Below are 19,683 nucleotides of genomic sequence, written 5' to 3'. Positions count from 1 at the left end.
AGAACTTCAACTAAATAAAATTTAAATGTAATTTTTTTATCATCTGGATTGGTTTTGGTTGAAATGTAAAGCACTTGTTAATTTGTTTTTACAGTTTTTCAAGCATTTAACTTATGAATTAATATTCACTTTTACCGCATGTAAATTCATGTTTGTGCAGGTTTTAGCGCTATTTTTTTGTAGATGATAGTCATTATTCTTCGTAATCTAATTTCTTCGATATAGCGGCTACCTACATATTTAAACGTGTTTGGGGAAATTAATGTTCAAAAAAGTGATCTAGGTTTCATTATCTTGCATTCTTTAGCCTAAAGAGTATAAGTGAATAAGAAAATTGGATTTTATGTCGCTTAAAAGATAGAATAGCGTCGAATTCTCACCTCTAACAGTAGGGTGGTTATCAATAATTCGTGTACTGGCCCTATGCTAGTAGGGTTGTCATGCGAGTTATTTACTAAGCAAGGACGTTTTGTAAAAGTGCACTTTTCTCAAAAAAGTAGTTTTCTTACAAAAAGTAATAAAAAATTAATTGCTTGTTTTTTGTTCAATAAATCACAAGCCGTGTGTAGCACTTCGAAACATTAGATTTAGCAGTGCGGGAAATTTTTACTGTTTTATCTTGAAGGACATGTTTATGACTAATAAAGAGCAGAATGCTCAAGGCCTTTATGTGCCAGAAATGGAGCACGATGCCTGTGGTATCGGTTTTGTAGCACATCTTAAAAATAGCAAGTCTCACAAAATTGTGACACAAGCTTTAGATATGCTAGCGCGTATGGAACACCGTGGTGGTCAAGGTTGTGATCCATGTAGTGGTGATGGTGCAGGTATTCTTTTACAAAAACCGCATGAGTTTTTAGTAACTGAAGCATTAAAAGAAGGGATTACCCTTCCTAAGTTTGATCAATATGGCGTAGGTACCATCCTATTCCCTAAAGATAAAAATCATCGTGATCATTGTCGTGACATTTTAGCACGTACCGCTGAACGTCTTTGTCTTGAAGTCATTGGTTACCGCGTTCTTCCTACAGATAACTCGATGATTGGTGCTGACCCCCTAAGCAGTGAACCACAGTTCGAGCATATGTTTGTTACTGGTGGCCCAGATATGGAGCCGGCTGTATTAGAGCGTAAATTATTTATTTTACGTAACTACGCAACACGTATTTGTCTAGAATCAGTTAATGGTATTGAAGATAACTTCTACATTAATACTTTTTCTTATAAAACGATTGTTTATAAAGGGCAGTTAACTACTGAGCAAGTACCTCAATACTTCTTAGACTTACAAAACCCAAGTATGGTAACTGCATTAGCGTTAGTTCACTCTCGTTTCTCTACTAATACATTCCCACGCTGGCGTTTAGCGCAACCGTTCCGTTACATTGCTCACAATGGCGAAATTAATACGGTTCGCGGTAACATCAACTGGATGAAAGCGCGTGAAGCATTGCTAGAAGCAGAATACTTCACTCGCTCTGAATTAGATATGTTAATGCCAATCTGTACTGATGGTATGTCTGACTCAGCAAGTTTCGATATGGCACTGGAGTTATTAGTACTTTCAGGTCGTAGTCTTCCTCATGCATTAATGATGATGATTCCTGAAGCTTGGCAAGAAAATAAAAACATGGATCCTAAGCGCCGTGCTTTCTACCAATACCATGCAAACTTAATGGAACCTTGGGATGGCCCAGCGTCTGTTTGTTTCACTGATGGTGTGCAAGTAGGGGCAACGCTTGACCGTAACGGTTTACGTCCATCACGTTACACTGTAACTAAAGATGACTTCCTAGTGATGGCATCTGAATCAGGTGTTGTAGAAATTGAACCTGAAAATATTAAGTTACGTGGTCGTTTACAACCTGGTCGTATCTTCGTTGCTGACCTTGAGCAAGGTCGTATCATCTCTGATGATGAAGTGAAAGATGGTATTGCAGCAAGAAAACCTTATGAAACATGGTTAGAAAACAACTTAGTTAAGTTAGAAAACCAACCTGCGGCATTAGAGCGTAATATTCAACCTGATGCAGGTAAGTTATTAAAACGTTTACAAGCTTTTGGTGTGACATCAGAAGAAGTTAACGAAATCATTCTACCTATGTTCCGCGATGGTAAAGAGCCATTGGGTGCTATGGGTGTGGATTGGCCGTTAGCTGTGTTATCGCATCAATCTCAACATTTGTCTCATTACTTTAAGCAGTTATTTGCGCAAGTAACTAACCCACCAATCGATCCGATTCGTGAGCGTATGGTTATGTCGCTTAATACATACTTAGGTAAAGATCAGAATTTATTGTCTGAAACACCTGAGCATTGTCATAAAGTTGAGCTTGAGTCACCTGTATTAAGTAATGCTGAATTACAAAAAATTAATGCACTTGATGATAAACATTTACAAGCTAAAACATTAGAGACTTTCTTTGCTGCTTCTGGTGAACCAGGCAAGTTGAAGAAAGCATTGGCACGTATTTGTCGTTACGCAGAAGATGCAATTCACGATGGTTACTCAATCATTATTCTTTCTGACCGTAACGCAACGTCTGATCATGCGCCAATTCCTGCTATGTTAGTAACAGGTGCGGTACATCATTACTTAATCAAACGTGGCCTACGTGCTATGTGTGATATCGTTGTAGAAACTGGCGACGTACGTGAAACACATCATTTCGCAACAGTAATTGGTTACGGTGCTTCAGCTGTTAACGCTTACTTAATTGAAGAGATGATTGTTGACCTTCAAGCTAAGAAACGTTTACCTGCAGAGAAGTCTGTAGAAGATATCTTTAAGTCTTACAAAGCGGCAATCGATGCAGGTCTATTGAAGATCTTCTCGAAAATGGGTATCTCAACGATTCAGTCTTACCAAGGTGCACAAATATTTGAAGCATTGGGTATTAGTAAATCAGTTGTTGATGATTACTTCAAAGGCACAGTAACGCGTATTCAAGGTCTATCGATCGATGATATTGCGAATGAAATTTTAGTGCGTCATCGTTTTGCTTATCCATTACGTGCAGTACCTGTACAGCGTTTAGATGTAGGTGGTGTTTACCAATGGAAACAACGTGGTGAGAAGCATTTATTCAATCCAACAACGATTTCATTACTGCAAGAATCAACGCGTAATAAAAACTACGAACAGTTTAAACAGTACGCTGAAACCGTTGATAAACAAGGTGATGATGCTGCAACGCTACGTAGCCAGTTTGAGTTTGTACCGAAAGCATCGGGTCCAATCTCAATTGATGAAGTAGAGCCAGCTGAAAATATTTTAAAACGCTTTGCAACAGGTGCGATGAGCTTCGGTTCTATCTCACATGAAGCTCATTCAACGTTAGCGATTGCGATGAACCGAATTGGCGCTAAGTCAAACTCTGGTGAAGGTGGTGAAGATCCTATCCGTTTCAAGCCAAAAGAAAACGGTGACTGGGAACGTTCAGCTATTAAGCAAGTGGCATCAGGTCGTTTTGGTGTAACGTCTTACTATCTAACTAACGCAGCTGAAATCCAAATTAAAATGGCACAGGGTGCTAAACCAGGTGAAGGTGGTCAATTACCAGGTCATAAAGTTGATGACTGGATTGGTCGCACGCGTCACTCTACGCCAGGCGTAGGTTTGATTTCACCACCACCGCATCATGATATTTACTCAATCGAAGATTTAGCACAGCTTATCTACGATTTGAAAAATGCGAACCGTGAAGGTCGTGTTAACGTTAAGTTAGTATCAGAAGCAGGTGTAGGTACGATTGCATCAGGTGTTGCTAAAGCAAAAGCTGACGTTATCTTAATCGCTGGTTTTGATGGTGGTACTGGCGCATCACCTTTATCGTCTATCCGCCATGCAGGTTTACCGTGGGAATTAGGTTTATCTGAAGCACATCAAACGCTCATGAAGAATGGTTTACGTAACCGTGTTGTTCTACAAGCCGATGGTCAGATGAAAACACCACGTGATTTAACGATTGCAGCGTTGCTAGGTTCTGAAGAGTGGGGTGTAGCAACAGCAGCATTAGTTGTTGAAGGTTGTATCATGATGCGTAAGTGTCACTTGAATACGTGTCCTGTTGGTATTGCAACGCAAAATAAAACATTACGTGAACGTTTTGACGGCCGTGTAGAAGATGTTGTTACTTTCTTCGGTTACATGGTGCAAGGCATGCGTGAAAACATGGCTAAGCTAGGTTACAAGACGATTACTGAAATGGTGGGTCAAACACAAAACCTTAAAGTGCGTGATGATGTAAGCCATTGGAAATACAAAAACCTAAACCTAAGCACAATTCTATTTAAAGAAACGGCTAAAGAAGATGATGGGATGTTTAATCAAACGACTCAAAATCATAACCTTGAAGCAGTATTAGATAGAAAACTGATTGATTTAGCTAAACCGGCACTAGAAAAAGGCGAAGCAGTATCGGGTTCATTCCCAATTACTAATATCGACCGCTCGTGTGGCACCATGTTGTCAAACGAGATCTCAAAAGTGTACAACGACCAAGGTTTACCACAGCCGATGCAAGTTAAATTTAACGGCTCTGCAGGTCAATCATTTGGTTGTTTCCTTGCTAAAGGTGTTGAGTTTACTGTTGAAGGTGATGCGAACGATTACTGGGGTAAAGGTTTATCTGGTGGTCAGATCGTGGTTTATCCTCATCGTAATTCAAGTGTTGTATCGAAAGACAACATCATCGTAGGTAACGTATGTTTCTATGGTGCAACGTCTGGTCAGTCTTACATTAACGGTATGGCTGGTGAACGTTTCTGTGTACGTAACTCGGGTGCAGAAGTCGTTGTAGAAGGTATCGGTGATCACGGTTGTGAATACATGACTGGTGGTATCATGGTTAACTTAGGTACAACAGGTCGTAACTTTGCGGCAGGTATGAGTGGCGGTGTTGCTTATATTTGGGATAAAGATGACACATTCACAGCTAACTGTAATATGGAACTAGTTGATTTAGATCCGTTAGATGAAGCTGATAAAGCGCTATTAATTGCTAAAGTCACTAAACATTTAGAACTTACTGAGTCTAATACAGCAGCAGATTTCTTAGCTGATGTTGAAGCAAGCTTAGCTAAAGTAGTGAAAGTAATGCCTCGTGATTACAAGGCTGTATTAGCGGCTCGAGCGAAAGGAGAAGCATAATGGGTAAGCCTACTGGATTTTTAGAATTAGGTCGTGAATTGCCACCGAAAGTATCGGTAGAAGAGCGCCTAAAAAACAATAAAGAGTTCGTACAAAACGACGTGTTTGGTAAGAAGGTCAATGACCAAGCTTCTCGTTGTATGGACTGTGGTGTTCCTTTCTGTCATAGCGGTTGTCCGATTGGTAACATCATCCCTGAATTCAATGACGCGGTGTACCGTGAAAGTTGGTTAGAAGCTTGGGATATCCTAAGCTCTACTAACAACTTCCCTGAATTTACTGGTCGTGTTTGTCCTGCTCCTTGTGAAAGCTCGTGTGTATTAGGGATCAATCAAGACCCAATTACAATTTGTAATATTGAAAAAACCATCGTAGAAAAAGCTTACGAAAATGGTTACGTAACGCCTAAAATCCCGACATCACGTACGGGTAAAACAGTGGCAATCATAGGTTCAGGTCCTGCTGGTCTTGCAGCAGCTGAGCAATTAAACTCAGCGGGTCATACTGTGACAGTTTATGAGCGTGACGAAAAAGTAGGTGGCTTATTACGTTTTGGTATTCCTGATTTTAAACTAGGTATGGACGTTATCGATCGTAAAATCGCGGTAATGGAAGCAGCTGGTATTAAGATGGTTGTGAATGCACATATCGGTGTTGATTTCGATGCTAAAGATTTACGTAAGCAGTTTGATGTTGTGTTATTAAGCGGTGGCTCTACTGTACCTCGTGATTTACCTATTCCAGGTCGTGACCTGAAAGGTGTTCACTTTGCAATGGAGTTTCTAGGTCAAAATAACCGTCGAGCTAACGGTATGGATCTTAAAACAGAAGAAATCCATGCAGCTGACGATCACGTAGTGGTTATCGGTGGTGGTGATACAGGTTCTGACTGTGTTGGTACCTCAAACCGTCATGGCGCTGCTTCAGTTACACAAGTGGAAATCATGCCAATTCCACCTGAAAAACGTACTGTTAACATGCCTTGGCCTTCGTACCCAATGATCTTAAAAACAACCACTTCACATGAAGAGGGCGTGGATCGCCATTGGTCTATCTTGACTAAAGAGTTTATTGGTGATGAAAACGGTAACGTTAAAGAATTAGTCGTTGCGGATATCGAATGGGAAGAAGCAGCACCGGGCCAACGTCCAAACTTTAAAGAAGTTGAAGGTTCTGTACGTTCAATTCCTTGTACTAAAGCATTCTTGGCAATGGGCTTCTTACACCCAGAACCAACAGGTGTTTTAGCACAATTAGAGATTGGTCTTGATGAGCGCGGTAACGTTAAAACTGACGATTACCAAACAACTCAAAGTGGCGTTTTTGCTGCTGGTGATATGCGTACAGGTCAATCACTGATCGTACGTTGTATCAATGAAGGTCGTGAAGCAGCACGTGCAATTGATACATACCTGATGGGTAACACTAACCTTGAATGTATCAACGATTCATTAATGATCGCTAACTAAACCCTTATTATAATGGCCGAACATTTATTGAACTGATTTGAGTGATAAATTAACCAATCATTTGTTTTAAATTATAGTAAAAAGATAAACCCCCTCTCTTTTTTAGAGTAGGGGGTTTTTTTGTGCTTAAACTAGTATAAAATCTCGCCCCCCTGAACTCGGTATTTAATACCGATTATATTAAATAAGTGAGCTAAATTAATGTGCAGGAAAAATAGCCAGGATGATTGTTTAAGGTACTCCTTGAGCAAATTGATAGCCGCTATTTATTCTGACAAATAGAGCACTTAATTAGTGTGATTGGGACTTTATCGTTCAATTAAAACACATTGCCTAGAAACTGTATTCCTGCAGTTTCGAATTTAATGTAGACCAAAGGAAAGTTTCATGTCTTTAATCGACTTCTCAGCTTCGATGCTGTCGATCTTACCTGCTGCCGTTGCGCTCGGGTTAGCTATTATTACTCGCCGCGTACTCATATCACTTGGTATCGGTATTATCTTAGGTGCTTTATTGCTGGTTGATTACTCAATCGTGGATGCTGGCAAATACATTTTCAGTACAGTTAAAAGTGTTGTTGTGGAAGATGGTGGCCTTAATACTTGGAATATGAGTATTGTTGCCTTCTTGCTATTACTTGGCATGATGACTGCCGTGTTAACCTTATCTGGTGGTACGCGCGCTTTTGCTGATTGGGCATTGGATCATATTAAAGATAAACGTGGTGCATCACTGCTTGCGGCATTCTTGGGTGTATTTATCTTTATTGATGATTACTTTAACAGTTTAGCGGTTGGCTCCATATCACGCCCAGTGACGGACCGCTTTAACGTATCACGTGCCAAACTAGCTTATATTCTTGATTCTACTGCTGCACCAATGTGTATCTTGATGCCAGTGTCGAGTTGGGGCGCTTATATCATGACCATTATTGGTGGCATTTTAGTTAGCCATGGCATGACTGAGTATTCGCCATTAGGGGCTTATGTCGCCTTAATTCCAATGAACTTCTATGCGCTATTTACCTTGTTAATGGTGTTTGCTGTTATCTTATTTAAATTAGATATAGGGACCATGAAGCAACATGAACAAGCTGCTGAAAATAATGCGACAGTGGAAGATGCTAATCATGTTGATTTACAAGACGAGCTAGGCATTGAAGAACACCAACGAGGCAAGGTCGGTGACCTAGTTTACCCAATTATCAGCTTAATCTTAGCCACTTTATTCTTTATGGTTTATACCGGTAACAATGCACTAGTAGAGGCTGGTAAAACATTTTCTGTATTAGGTGCTTTTGAGAATACTGATGTAGGTGCGTCATTAGTTTACGGTGGTTTGGTAGGCTTAGCATTTGCATTGTTCACTGTACTTAAACAAAAACAATCTTTTGATAATATCCGTTTTGCTTTATGGGTGGGTGCTAAATCGATGTTTGGCGCTATCATCATCCTGTTCTTTGCTTGGTCAATTGGCAGTGTGATTGGTGATATGAATACCGGTAATTATTTATCGACACTCGTACAAGGTAATATCGGTTTACATTGGTTACCGGTGATTTTATTCGTATTATCTGGTGCGATGGCTTTCTCTACAGGTACATCTTGGGGCACTTTCGGTATCATGCTGCCGATTGCTGGTGATATGGCGGGCGCAACGGATTTAACAATGATGCTGCCTATGTTAAGTGCGGTATTAGCGGGCTCAGTATTTGGCGATCATTGTTCTCCAATATCTGATACTACTATCTTATCTTCAACGGGGGCACGTTGTCAGCATATTGACCATGTTTCAACACAGTTACCTTACGCATTATCAATGGCATTAGTCTCTATCGTTGGTTTTGTAGTAATTGGCTTTACTGGATCTATGGCTATTTCGTTGACTGCAGCGAGCATTGCATTTATTGCAGTCATTGCTGCTATGAAGATGATGTCTAACCACTAGTTACTTTACGCTTATCTTAAATATAAAAAGCAGGTTCGCCTGCTTTTTTTGTCTTTATAGTTCAAAGTTTTACCATTTTATTGTTTGCTTAGTCGATCCTTTCCCCTTATATTTATTACTTCATTAATTTTAACTTTATGTCACTTTTATTTCATATTTTAGCCATACCCTTGTCATCTTCTTTGACTAGTTTAGAAAGTCTTACGCTTAATAAAAAATGGAATTCAAAATATTATGTCAACATCGCAACAGCAGTACTTCGATAGAGAACTTAGTTGGTTATCCTTTAATCAAAGAGTGTTACAAGAAGCTCAAGATAAAACTGTTCCTCTGATCGAGCGATTACGTTTCTTAGGCATTTATTCAAGTAATATTGATGAGTTTTATCAAGTGCGTGTTGCCAGTGTTAGACGCGTGGCGTTTTTAAGTCAATTTCAGAAAAAAGATAAAGCAAAGCAATTGTTCTTGGAGATTCAAGAGAAAGTACAGCAACTACAAAATGAATTTGACCAAACCTATCAAGAGTTATTATTGCTGTTAAGCGATCACGATATTGATCTGATTAACGAAAAACAACTTAATGAATATCAGCAACAATGGTTAACAGAGTATTTTCAAAGTGAATTAAGCAGCCATGTTTTCCCGTTGATGATTACTGATAAAATCAATCTAACTGAACAAATAAAAAATGATTGCACCTATTTAATGGTTGAGATGCGTACCGCAGAGGAAGACCTGAAAGACCATTATGCATTAGTCGAGGTGCCAAGCGATGTGCCCCGTTTTGTAGAGCTGCCTGTCGATCAAAATAGTAAACAAAAAAATATTATCTTAATTGATAATATAATTCGTCACTCTCTGCAGTCAGTATTTAGCGTATTTTATGACTTTAGCCATACTCGTGCTTTTTCTATTAAGCTAACCCGTGACGCTGAATTTGAAGTACATGGCGAAATTAATCAAAGTTTATTAGAGAGTATGTCCAGTGGACTTCGTTCCCGTTTAAATGCAGAGCCAGTACGTTTGCTTTATGACAGAAAAATGCCTGAAGCTATGGTTGAAGTATTGAAAAAAGGCTTAAAAATAAAGTCCAACAAACGTTTAAACGAGAGTGGCCGTTATTTAAGTTTTAAAGATTTTATTCAATTTCCATCGATTGGCTCTAAAGATCTACGTTATAAAAAATTACCTGCTTTACCTCATATCGTATTGGATAATTACCGCAATATTACGCAGGCGATTAAAGAGCAAGATATTTTACTGTATTACCCTTATCATAAATTTAGCTATTTTACTGAATGGTTAAGACAGTCTGCCTTTGATCCACAGGTGGTCAGTATTGAGATATGTTTATACCGAGTAGCAAAGAGATCTGCGGTTATTGAAGCACTAATTGAAGCAGTGAAAAACGGTAAGCATGTACACGTTAATATTGAACTGCAAGCGCGCTTTGATGAAGAAGCGAATATCGAATGGGCAGAAAAGCTATCTAATGCTGGTGTCCATGTGACCTATGGCGTGAGTAACTTAAAAGTACACGCTAAATTATGCGTAGTGACCCGTGAAGAAGAAGGGGAAATTATTCGTTATGCACATGTTGGCAGTGGTAACTTTAATGAAAGTAATGCCCAAATTTACACTGATTTTAGTTTGTTCACGTCGGATTTAGATATTTGTACTGAATCCGCTCAGGTATTTGAGTTTATTAAATCACCTTACTTACAGTTTAAATATAAGCATTTAATTGTATCGCCAACGCATACCCGCGATAAAGTGATTGAGTTAATTGATAAAGAGATTAAATACGCTAAACAAGGCTACCCGAGTGAAATTATACTTAAGCTTAATAACTTAGTTGATGATATCTTTATTGAGCAATTGTATCGTGCCAGTAAGGCTGGTGTGAAAGTCACTCTTATCGTACGTGGTATTTGTGCATTGGTGACTGGTGTTTCAGGTCAAAGTGAAAACATTACCGCTGTAAGTATTGTTGATCGTTATTTAGAGCATGCACGTGTTTCTATTTTCTCAAACGGTGGCAAACAACGTGTTTATATTTCCTCTGCGGATTGGATGACGCGCAACATAGAAAGACGTATTGAAGTAGGGTGTCCGATTTATTGCCCTAAGGTACAAAAAACCATTATTGATATCATTAATATTCAATTAGCTGATAACTGTAAGGCAAGGATTCTTAATACAGATCAGTCTAATGAATATTTAACGCCGAAAAAAGGCGACGAACCACTACGCTCGCAAATGGTAATTTACGACTATCTTCAAAAAATTAATAAAGAAGAAGCTAAAGCACTAAAATAATACCGAGTACTTTATTGGTGACATCGTTATAACAATGAGGAATAAATATGAATGAGGACTGCCATTTAGTCGCTATTGATTTAGGTTCAAATAGTTTTCATTTGATTGTAGCAAGAGAGTTAACAGGCTGCATTCAAACCGTATTCACTAATAAGAAAAGTGTTCGTTTAGCCAGCGGCTTGGATGAAAATAAAGTCTTATCGGAAGAAGCGATTCAGCGTGGCTTAGATTGTCTCGCTGAATTTAACCAACAACTGTCAGGGTTAACCTGTCGTGCAGTTCGCATTGTTGCCACTTATAGCCTTCGCGTAGCCGTCAACAGTGATGAGTTTATTGAACGTGCTAAAGCCATTTTCCCCCACCCCATTGAAGTGATCAGCGGCGAGCAAGAAGCCAAGCTAATCTATCAAGGTGTCGCTCACACCTATCCGCTTAAAGGCACGACGTTTGTGATGGATATTGGTGGTGGCAGTACCGAATTCATTATTGGTAAGCGTTTTAAAATTAAATTTGCACAAAGCTTAGAGATGGGGTCTCGCTCTTTTGCACAACGTTACTTTGGTAAAGGTGAAGTCACTCGTAAAGGCATGCGCTTGGCTCAAGCTGAAGCAAGACAAACTTTAGCGCCGATTGTAGAGGAGTGTTTGCAACTCGGTTGGAAGGGGGTGTTAGGTACTTCTGGCTCCTACAAGTCAATAAAACAATGCATGTTAGAGTTACACGGTGATAGTCATATCACTGAAAAACGTGTGCGCCGTTTAATTGCACAATTTGTGGGGGCTAAAACCTTCGATAAATTAGGATTAGAAAGCGTTGAAGAGAGCCGTTTTGAACTAACAGCAGCCGCATTAGCCATTGTCAGTAGTTTTATGGATGAGTTTGCCATTAAGAACATTAATGTCTGTACTTCAGCGTTACGTGAAGGGGTGCTATACGGTTTAAGTAGTACCGAAGAAGATATGGCACCACGTGACCGTACCGTGAATAACCTATTGCACCTCCATCGTATTGACCAAGTTTTTAGTAGGCGCGTGTTGTTACAGTTACAACTGTTTAATCAGCAGCTGTCTGAGCAAGGCAAAGCGCTCGACGATATGCACTTTATGTTCCTACGTTATGCCGCTTTGCTCCATGAAATTGGCATTAATATTCATTCTAAAAAGCGTCAACATCACGGCGCTTATATTTTGCATTATTCTGATATGCCGGGGTTTAGTGAGCAGGGACAGGAAATTATAGCCACTATGGTGGGTGATCACCGAGGTAAAATTAAACAAGCTATTGTGTCAGATATGATCAGTGAAAGTGAGTATTATCAATTAGTACAATTGCTCAGAGTAGCGATCATTTTAACTTTAGGGCGTCGAGACTTCCCTTTACAGTTAGCAAAAATAAAGCTCAATGGGGATAAGTTACAACTTGATGTACCCGCGGTTTTATTTAAAGAAAATGACTTGTTTGCTATGTTACAAAAAGAGGTCGCTCAACAACATAAAGCAGGGTTAACCTTGAAAGTAATTGCCGAATCTATCGAACTGTAAACCCACATAAAAGTAAGTGTTAAATTAGGTGAATAACACTTACTTTTATGTCCGTTAAAGGCACTTATATGGATAAAAAATGATGGTTTATCAAGATTACCATTCTCAATCGTTTAACTCCCACTATCCTTTTGCTATTAGCCTTGCTAGGATCGGTTTTTTGTTTCTGCTAGGTACTTGTTTTGACCATTTCTGCTACTACTTTAAAAGACCATTTAAATGACGTGTTATATAAAGATCAATTCCGCTTAAAGCGCCGTATTGATGATTTACGTAATCTAAAAACACCCGAAAAAGTAGAAGCGAGTTTGACCAAAATAGCCGTTGATATTCAAGTGTCAATGGATAAGCGTAAACAGCGTTTAGATAATCTACCTGAAGTGAGTTATCCAGACTTACCGGTTAGCCAGAAAAAAGATGAAATAGCCGAAGCGATTGCCAACAACCAAGTGGTTATCATTGCTGGTGAAACGGGTTCAGGTAAAACGACGCAAATTCCTAAAATCTGTTTAGAGTTAGGGCGTGGCGTTTCTGGTTTAATTGGTCATACGCAACCACGTCGTTTAGCAGCGAGAACGGTCGCCAATCGTATTGCAGATGAGCTTGATTCTGAGTTGGGTGAAACCGTTGGTTATCGTGTTCGTTTTACCGATAAAGTCAGCGATAAGTCTTACATTAAATTAATGACTGATGGGATTTTATTAGCCGAAATTCAAAATGACAGATTTTTAAGTCAATACGATACTATCATTATAGATGAAGCTCATGAACGTAGTTTAAATATCGATTTTTTAATGGGTTATTTAAAACGCCTATTACCTCGTCGTCCTGACCTTAAAGTTATTATTACCTCTGCGACCATCGATCCTGAGCGTTTTGCTAATCACTTTTCTGATAAACGTGGTAAACCAGCACCAATTATTGAAGTCTCTGGTCGTACTTTTCCAGTGGAAACCTTATATCGTCCATTAGATGAATATGCGGCAGGCGATCAAATAGAGGGGATTTTCCAAGCGGTAGATGAATTACAACGTTTAGGTCGTGGCGATATTCTTATCTTCATGAATGGTGAACGTGAAATTCGTGATACTGCAGACGCATTAACCAAACGTAAATTGCGTGATACTGAAGTCTTACCCTTGTTTGCGCGCTTGAGTGTGGCAGAACAAAATAAAATATTCCAAGGTCATCGAGGGCAACGCATTGTCCTAGCAACCAACGTTGCTGAAACGTCGTTAACTATTCCCGGTATTAAATATGTTATTGATACGGGTACTGTTCGTATTAGTCGTTACAGCTATCGCACTAAAGTACAACGCTTACCGATTGAAGCCATTTCACAGGCCAGTGCAAACCAGCGTAAAGGCCGTTGTGGTCGTGTTAGTGAAGGTGTGTGTATTCGTTTATACAGTGAAGAAGACTTTAATGGTCGCCCTGAATTTACTGACCCAGAAATACTTCGTACTAACTTATCGTCGGTTATTCTACAGATGTTATCGCTTGGCCTAGGTGAATTAAATAAATTCCCATTTGTAGAGCCACCAGAAGATCGCAATATTAAAGATGGTTTGAATCTGTTAGAAGAGTTAGGTGCAGTTAATTTAAAAGCTAAAGACCCACGAAAAAAATTGACAGGCTTAGGGCGTCAATTAGCTAAATTACCAGTAGATCCGCGCTTAGCTCGAATGATTTTAGCGGCAAAAGAATTTAACTGTGTCCACGAAGTAATGGTGATCAGTGCGGCCTTAAGTATTCAAGATCCGCGCGAACGTCCAATGGATAAACAACAAGCGTCCGATGAAAAACATCGTCGTTTTTATGATAAAGAATCTGACTTCATTACCTACGTCAATCTATGGAACTACATCAATGAACAGCGTGAAGAGTTAACCAATAACAACTTCCGTAAAATGTGTCAGAAAGATTTTTTAGCCTATATGCGCGTGCGTGAGTGGCAGGATATTTACACGCAAATTAAGCAAGTGACCGATGAGTTAGATATTAAAGTGAGCGATACTCCTTCGAGCTTTGATGCAATTCACCAAGCCCTATTGGCAGGTTTGTTATCACACATAGGTTTAAAGGATAAAGATGCGGAATACTTAGGAGCGCGCAACAGTAAATTCTATATGTTCCCTGGTTCTGGTTTATTTAAAAAACAGCCTAAATGGGGGATGTTTGCCGAATTAGTAGAAACCTCTAAATTATTTGCGCGTGTGGCTGCAAGAATTAAACCTGAGTGGGTTGAGCAGCAAGCACAACATTTAATTAAACGTAGTTATGCAGAGCCGCATTGGCAGAAGAAATCGGGTGTCGTAGGGGCCTTTGAAACACAAACGCTCTACGGTATTCCCATTGTCAGTAAACGCCGTGTTGTTTATACACAAATCGACCCTGTATTGTGTCGTGAACTGTTTATCCGTCATGCTTTGGTGGAAGGGGAGTTTGAAACTCGTCATCAATTCTTTAAAGATAACCAAGCATTATTAAATGATATTGAAGAGTTAGAGCATAAATCACGTCGTCGCGACATTTTAGTGGATGATGAAACCTTGTTCTTGTTTTACGATGAAATCGTGCCGCAAACTGTCTGCAGTGCAAAACAGTTTGATAGCTGGTGGAATCGAGAAAAGAAACAACAACCTGATTTATTAAATTATCAGCGTGAACAAGTCATGGCGCATGATGCTGATAAAGTGACTGCTAATGCCTACCCTGATTTTTGGCAGCAAGGTGATTTCCGTTTAAAGCTAGAGTACGCTTTTGAACCGGGCACTAGTCAAGATGGTGTGACGGTGAACATTCCTTTAGCGCTATTAAATCAGGTTTCTGATCAAGGTTTTGATTGGCAAATTCCGGCCTTACGTGAAGAGTTATTGATTGCCTTAATTAAAACATTACCCAAAGCGATACGTCGTAATTTTGTTCCTGCACCTAATTATGCAGAAGCCGCTATGGCGAACTTAGTGCCTTTACAAGGCTCACTACTAGAAGCTTTCGAAAAACAGCTTTTACGCATGACAGGTGTGCGCATCCCCGAAGATTCTTGGGATGTAAATGCTTTGCCAACGCATTTACGTATTAAGTTTAATGTGGTTGATGACAAACAAAAAAGTGTTGCTGTGGGCACCGACCTCAAATTATTACAGCACGACCTAAAAGGTAAGGTAAAACAGACCTTATCTAACGTATCGAAACAAGGGATTGAGAAGTCTGACTTAGTTGAATGGGACTTTGGTAAATTACCTAAATCTTTCAAGAAAGATCATGGAGGTTACGAAGTAAAAGCGTATCCAGCGCTAGTGGATAAAAACAAAAGTGTCGCCATTGAGCTGTTTGATAGTGAAGATAAAGCACAACGATTTAACCAAGCTGGGGTACGCCGTTTAATTCTATTAAATGTGCCATCACCGATTAAATATCTACAACAAAGCTTGCCGAATAAAGCGAAGCTAGGCTTGTATTTCAATCCTTTTGGGCAAATTAAAGACTTAATCGATGACTGTATTAGTTGTGCTGTTGATGCCATTTTAGACGGTGAAGTTCACCCACAAGAAGCACCTGAATTTGAAGCTCAAAAAGAAAAAGTACGCGCAGAACTTGCAGATAAAACTTTACAAATTACCCAACAGGTTGAAGAGGTATTAACATTGGCACATGCGGTTAATAAACAGCTTAAAGGCAAAGCTGATTTAACCATGCTGGTGGCAAAGGGAGATATTAAGTCGCAACTAGAGCGTTTGATCTTCCCTGGTTTTGTTTGCCAAGTAGGTGAAGCGAAGTTAAATGATATTAAGCGTTATTTATTAGCCTTACAAAAACGTCTAGAGAAGCTGCCGGTTAATCCTAATCAAGACCGATTAAACACTATTGAGCTGCATGAACTGGAAGAGCGTTACCGTGCACTATGTAAGCAGTTATTAAGTAATGAAACGGAACATGAAGGTTTAGCTGAAGTGTATTGGATGATGGAAGAGTTACGGGTTTCGTTGTTTGCACAACAGTTAGGTACGCCTTACCCAGTGTCCGCTAAACGTGTGAGGTTGAAGTTGACGGAATTGAAAGGCTAAAGTTATTTAGATCATTCCCATGCTATGCGTGGGAGTGGTACTTAAAATGTTAATCTCGATTTACTTGTTTTTGATCGTCATATTCATCAATGTTGTTAGCAGTATCTACAACGGTTGGCGATTTTACTTTCTCTTTGTCAGCAGACAAACCTATGCTTGTAACAATTTTCCTAATTATCTACTCATCTATGCTTGTTAAAATGAATACTAGCTTGGTTATTTATGTTTAATTAAAACAACTAGTTAGTGCAATCAACTTCTTACTTTCATCGGTTTTTTCTACGCTTAAATAGAGCATCTAATTCATCTGTTCATTGTTAAGGTAGCGCTGCGTATGTGCATCTCCGTGCTAGCCTCAACTAATCTAACCTTTATTAAAAATGGGCAATCACTTGGAAAGGTTTAATGGCGCGAAGTTGCAACCGCATGCGTCTCTAGTTAACTAAGGTCTTATTTCGAGTGGCATAATTACTTTGTCTTTCTTTTTATTTAGGAGTAAAAGCCAGTACACAAAAATAAACGCAGGTATGTTCATTAACAGCCCATACAGTAAAGGTATAGTCGCCAGTGCAGGTTGATGCATGATAGTGAAGGCAATCATCATCGCAGTACCTGCATTTTGAATGCCGACCTCTATCGCAATAGTTTTTCTATCTGTGTTGTTAACATTCAACTTGCCTGACATAAAATAGGCAATGATTAACGCCAAACTACACATAGTCACTACAGCAACACCCTGTAAAGAAAGCATCGCAGGAATAATCGTTAAGTTTGTCAAAACAAGTGCAGTAATCACTAATAACATCGCAATTGTTGATCCCTTTTTAACCAAAGGAATAGCCGACTGCGACCATTTATCGGCAAAATAACGAATACTCATACCAACTACTGTTGGAAGTAAGGTGACAACAGCGAGTTGTTTCATTGCTGGTAACAAAGGTAAATCAAAAAGTTGGTTATCTGCGCTACCGCTGTAATGGATGAAGCCAATAAAGGTTATCGGTAAAATGAGTGGTGATAACATACTAACCAGGCTTGTTAAGCAAACACTTAAGGCGAGGTTACCCTTAGCAAGAAAAGAAAATAAGTTTGAAGTCGCACCACCAGGACATAACGCCAATAAAAATAGCCCAGCTGCCGCCGTTTGATTAAGTGCAAAAACCTTACTAATAAACAGCGCTAATATCGGCAGTAAAAGTAGTTGTAGTAATAAACCAATCATCGCAGCTTTTGGTTCAGTTAATACTGCTTTAAAGTCTTTTATTTGTAAGCTTAACCCCATCCCTAACATTACCAACCCTAATACAACAGGTAACATAATTTGAGTAACAGCTTGTGCAATAATTGGTGTCATAAAACCCCTTAGTTCAGGAATAGCTTGATGGTATTGATATTAGCGGGAGTTTTGTAAGGAGGTTTTGATATGGCGCAGTATTTGTTGATAATGTATGGGGAATTACTTGTAACTCGTACCTATGCTTTACGTGGGAATGGAGTCTGAGAATATAATGGCAAGTTGTTTCTCTGTATTCATCAAATCAACTTGAAAAGTGATAGGTAGCCTATAAAGGGTAACTATAAGCTTCTACACCTTCTTTTTACACTTAAAGATGTTTAACTATTTTGTTCATAATTTTATAACGTTTATTGATTTATAAATATTTAATGAGGGTATTTTCGCAGTTATAGGTATTTTTTTTACTCAATATTGCTAACCGAAAGCCACCTTCATAGCGTTATTATTTTCTGTTTACGAATATATTTAAGCGACTAACAAGTCGCAGTGAGTCCCTAAAGGTGTCAACGGTCGTCTTTGTGAAAGTTATCTGCTGACTTGAGTTGGTATGATAGATAGTTAAGCTATTTATAATTTTAGTGTTTAATACGGATAGTACTATTTTTAAATTATGTTGTTCATTACATGCTAACCACATAATTCTATTTTCACTTTTAAATTAACTAAATTAAAAGAAAAGGTTAAATGACCTATAGATTGTTAATTTGTGGGATAGTATGCGTTAAGAATAGTCATCGCATTAAATAAGTGCATTACTATAGAATGACACAAATGAGGAACTTTCCTATGGATATAACTGCACCTGATACTTGGTTATCTGGGTTTAAACAACACTGTAAAAATCATCCCTATCTTATTCTCGCGTTGATTGCTTCGGTTATTTTAATCACATTAATGATCTTACATTCTATTAATGCGAATAATCAGGCCTATGTTAAATATGCTTTATTAGGTGGTACTGCTGGGTTTGTTGCTACTGCTGTTGGGACCCTACCTGCATTATTCATTAAAGAGATCCCGCGCAAACTCTCTGATGCCATGCTTGGTTTTGCTGCTGGCATGATGTTAGCTGCTTCTGCTTTTTCATTATTGCTACCCGGTATTGAAGCGGCTATTGATTTTACTGGAAGTACTTTCTTAGGGGGCATGATTGTATTATTCGGTATGATTATTGGTGTTGCTTTAATGATGGGGTTAGATGAATTTGTACCTCATGAACACATGGATACAGGGCCTTGTGGTGCAGGACATGAAGCCTGCAGCCGCGCTTGGTTGTTTGTATTTGCTATTGCATTACATAATTTCCCTGAAGGTATGGCGATTGGTGTTGGTTATGCGCAAGGTGACTTGTCTGTTGGTGTGCCTCTAACAACGGCTATTGCATTACAAGATATTCCTGAAGGGTTAGCCGTCGCATTAACCTTACGCGCCACTGGTTTTAATACTGGCTTTTCTGTTTTGATTGCAATGGCCACAGGGTTATTAGAGCCGTTAGGTTCATTATTGGGGGTGAGTTTAGCTGGGGGATTTATTGTCGCGTATCCAATTGGTTTGGGGTTGGCAGGAGCTGCGATGCTGTTTGTTGTTTCCAATGAAGTTATTCCAGAAACACACAGTAATGGTAATAAAACGGTTGCGACTATAGGGTTGATGATTGGTTTTGCGCTAATGATGTTATTAGATACCACCCTAGGTTAAGCCTCTATGGATAAATACTTTTTAAAAGGCCTAATAAATGGGGGAGGCCTTTACACTCCGTTCACTGTCTTTTCTCATACCTCTTTTTGAAGTCAAGGGTATTAACTTGCCAAAATGAATCTCTTACTGTTCAACTTCTAAAAGTTGACTAATATTAATACTGTTCAATTTCATGCTTGGTTACAATATC

At 39.1% G+C, this 19,683-nt stretch carries 8 protein-coding genes; 7 read left to right on the top strand and 1 reads right to left on the bottom strand.

Annotation, left to right across the window (positions count from 1 at the left end):
- The first annotated feature begins 634 nt into the window (after positions 1-634).
- The 6 genes from gltB to hrpA all read left to right on the top strand — a co-directional run bounded on the left by gltB (position 635) and on the right by hrpA (position 16,498).
- Entirely contained in the window at positions 635-5,152 is a 4,518-nt protein-coding gene (gene gltB, locus OW492_RS03785; RefSeq protein ID WP_290038539.1) for a glutamate synthase large subunit, read from the top strand.
- Entirely contained in the window at positions 5,152-6,621 is a 1,470-nt protein-coding gene (locus OW492_RS03780; RefSeq protein ID WP_290038538.1) for a glutamate synthase subunit beta, read from the top strand. Before gltB ends, OW492_RS03780 begins: the two co-directional genes overlap by 1 nt.
- 387 nt (positions 6,622-7,008) lie before the next feature.
- A complete protein-coding gene (locus OW492_RS03775) occupies positions 7,009-8,568 on the top strand; it encodes a Na+/H+ antiporter NhaC family protein (RefSeq protein ID WP_290038536.1) in 1,560 nt (519 codons plus the stop codon).
- 234 nt (positions 8,569-8,802) lie between these two features.
- Positions 8,803-10,887: a polyphosphate kinase 1 gene (gene ppk1, locus OW492_RS03770; protein WP_290038535.1), complete on the top strand. Its 2,085-nt coding sequence runs from the start codon at positions 8,803-8,805 to the stop codon at positions 10,885-10,887.
- A gap of 47 nt (positions 10,888-10,934) precedes the next feature.
- Positions 10,935-12,428: a Ppx/GppA phosphatase family protein gene (locus OW492_RS03765; protein WP_290038533.1), complete on the top strand. Its 1,494-nt coding sequence runs from the start codon at positions 10,935-10,937 to the stop codon at positions 12,426-12,428.
- A gap of 182 nt (positions 12,429-12,610) precedes the next feature.
- Positions 12,611-16,498 (top strand): ATP-dependent RNA helicase HrpA, encoded by a 3,888-nt coding sequence (gene hrpA / locus OW492_RS03760; protein WP_290038532.1) that lies wholly within the window; start codon positions 12,611-12,613, stop codon positions 16,496-16,498.
- 442 nt (positions 16,499-16,940) lie between these two features.
- Here the strand turns inward: hrpA and OW492_RS03755 are convergent, their stop codons facing one another.
- Positions 16,941-17,852 (bottom strand): bile acid:sodium symporter, encoded by a 912-nt coding sequence (locus OW492_RS03755; protein ID WP_290038531.1) that lies wholly within the window; start codon positions 17,850-17,852, stop codon positions 16,941-16,943.
- Positions 17,853-18,581: 729 nt separating this feature from the next.
- Between OW492_RS03755 and OW492_RS03750 the strand changes: the two genes are divergently transcribed.
- Positions 18,582-19,493, top strand: coding sequence for a ZIP family metal transporter (locus tag OW492_RS03750; RefSeq protein WP_290038530.1), 912 nt, complete (start codon positions 18,582-18,584; stop codon positions 19,491-19,493).
- Positions 19,494-19,683 lie beyond the last annotated feature (190 nt).

Source organism: Psychromonas sp. 14N.309.X.WAT.B.A12 (genome assembly GCF_030397575.1).
In the GTDB taxonomy this organism is placed as follows: Bacteria; Pseudomonadota; Gammaproteobacteria; order Enterobacterales; family Psychromonadaceae; genus Psychromonas.
The sequence above is the reverse complement of the archived record's forward strand: the minus strand, read 5'-3'. Positions and strand labels throughout refer to the sequence as shown.

Excerpts from the sequence above, each read along its gene's own strand:
- OW492_RS03755 (WP_290038531.1), bottom strand. The coding sequence starts at position 17,852 with ATGACACCAATTATTGCACAAGCTGTTACTCAAATTATGTTACCTGTT.
- OW492_RS03765 (WP_290038533.1), top strand. The coding sequence starts at position 10,935 with ATGAATGAGGACTGCCATTTAGTCGCTATTGATTTAGGTTCAAATAGT.
- gltB (WP_290038539.1), top strand. The coding sequence starts at position 635 with ATGACTAATAAAGAGCAGAATGCTCAAGGCCTTTATGTGCCAGAAATG.
- ppk1 (WP_290038535.1), top strand. The coding sequence starts at position 8,803 with ATGTCAACATCGCAACAGCAGTACTTCGATAGAGAACTTAGTTGGTTA.
- OW492_RS03775 (WP_290038536.1), top strand. The coding sequence starts at position 7,009 with ATGTCTTTAATCGACTTCTCAGCTTCGATGCTGTCGATCTTACCTGCT.
- OW492_RS03750 (WP_290038530.1), top strand. The coding sequence starts at position 18,582 with ATGGATATAACTGCACCTGATACTTGGTTATCTGGGTTTAAACAACAC.
- OW492_RS03780 (WP_290038538.1), top strand. The coding sequence starts at position 5,152 with ATGGGTAAGCCTACTGGATTTTTAGAATTAGGTCGTGAATTGCCACCG.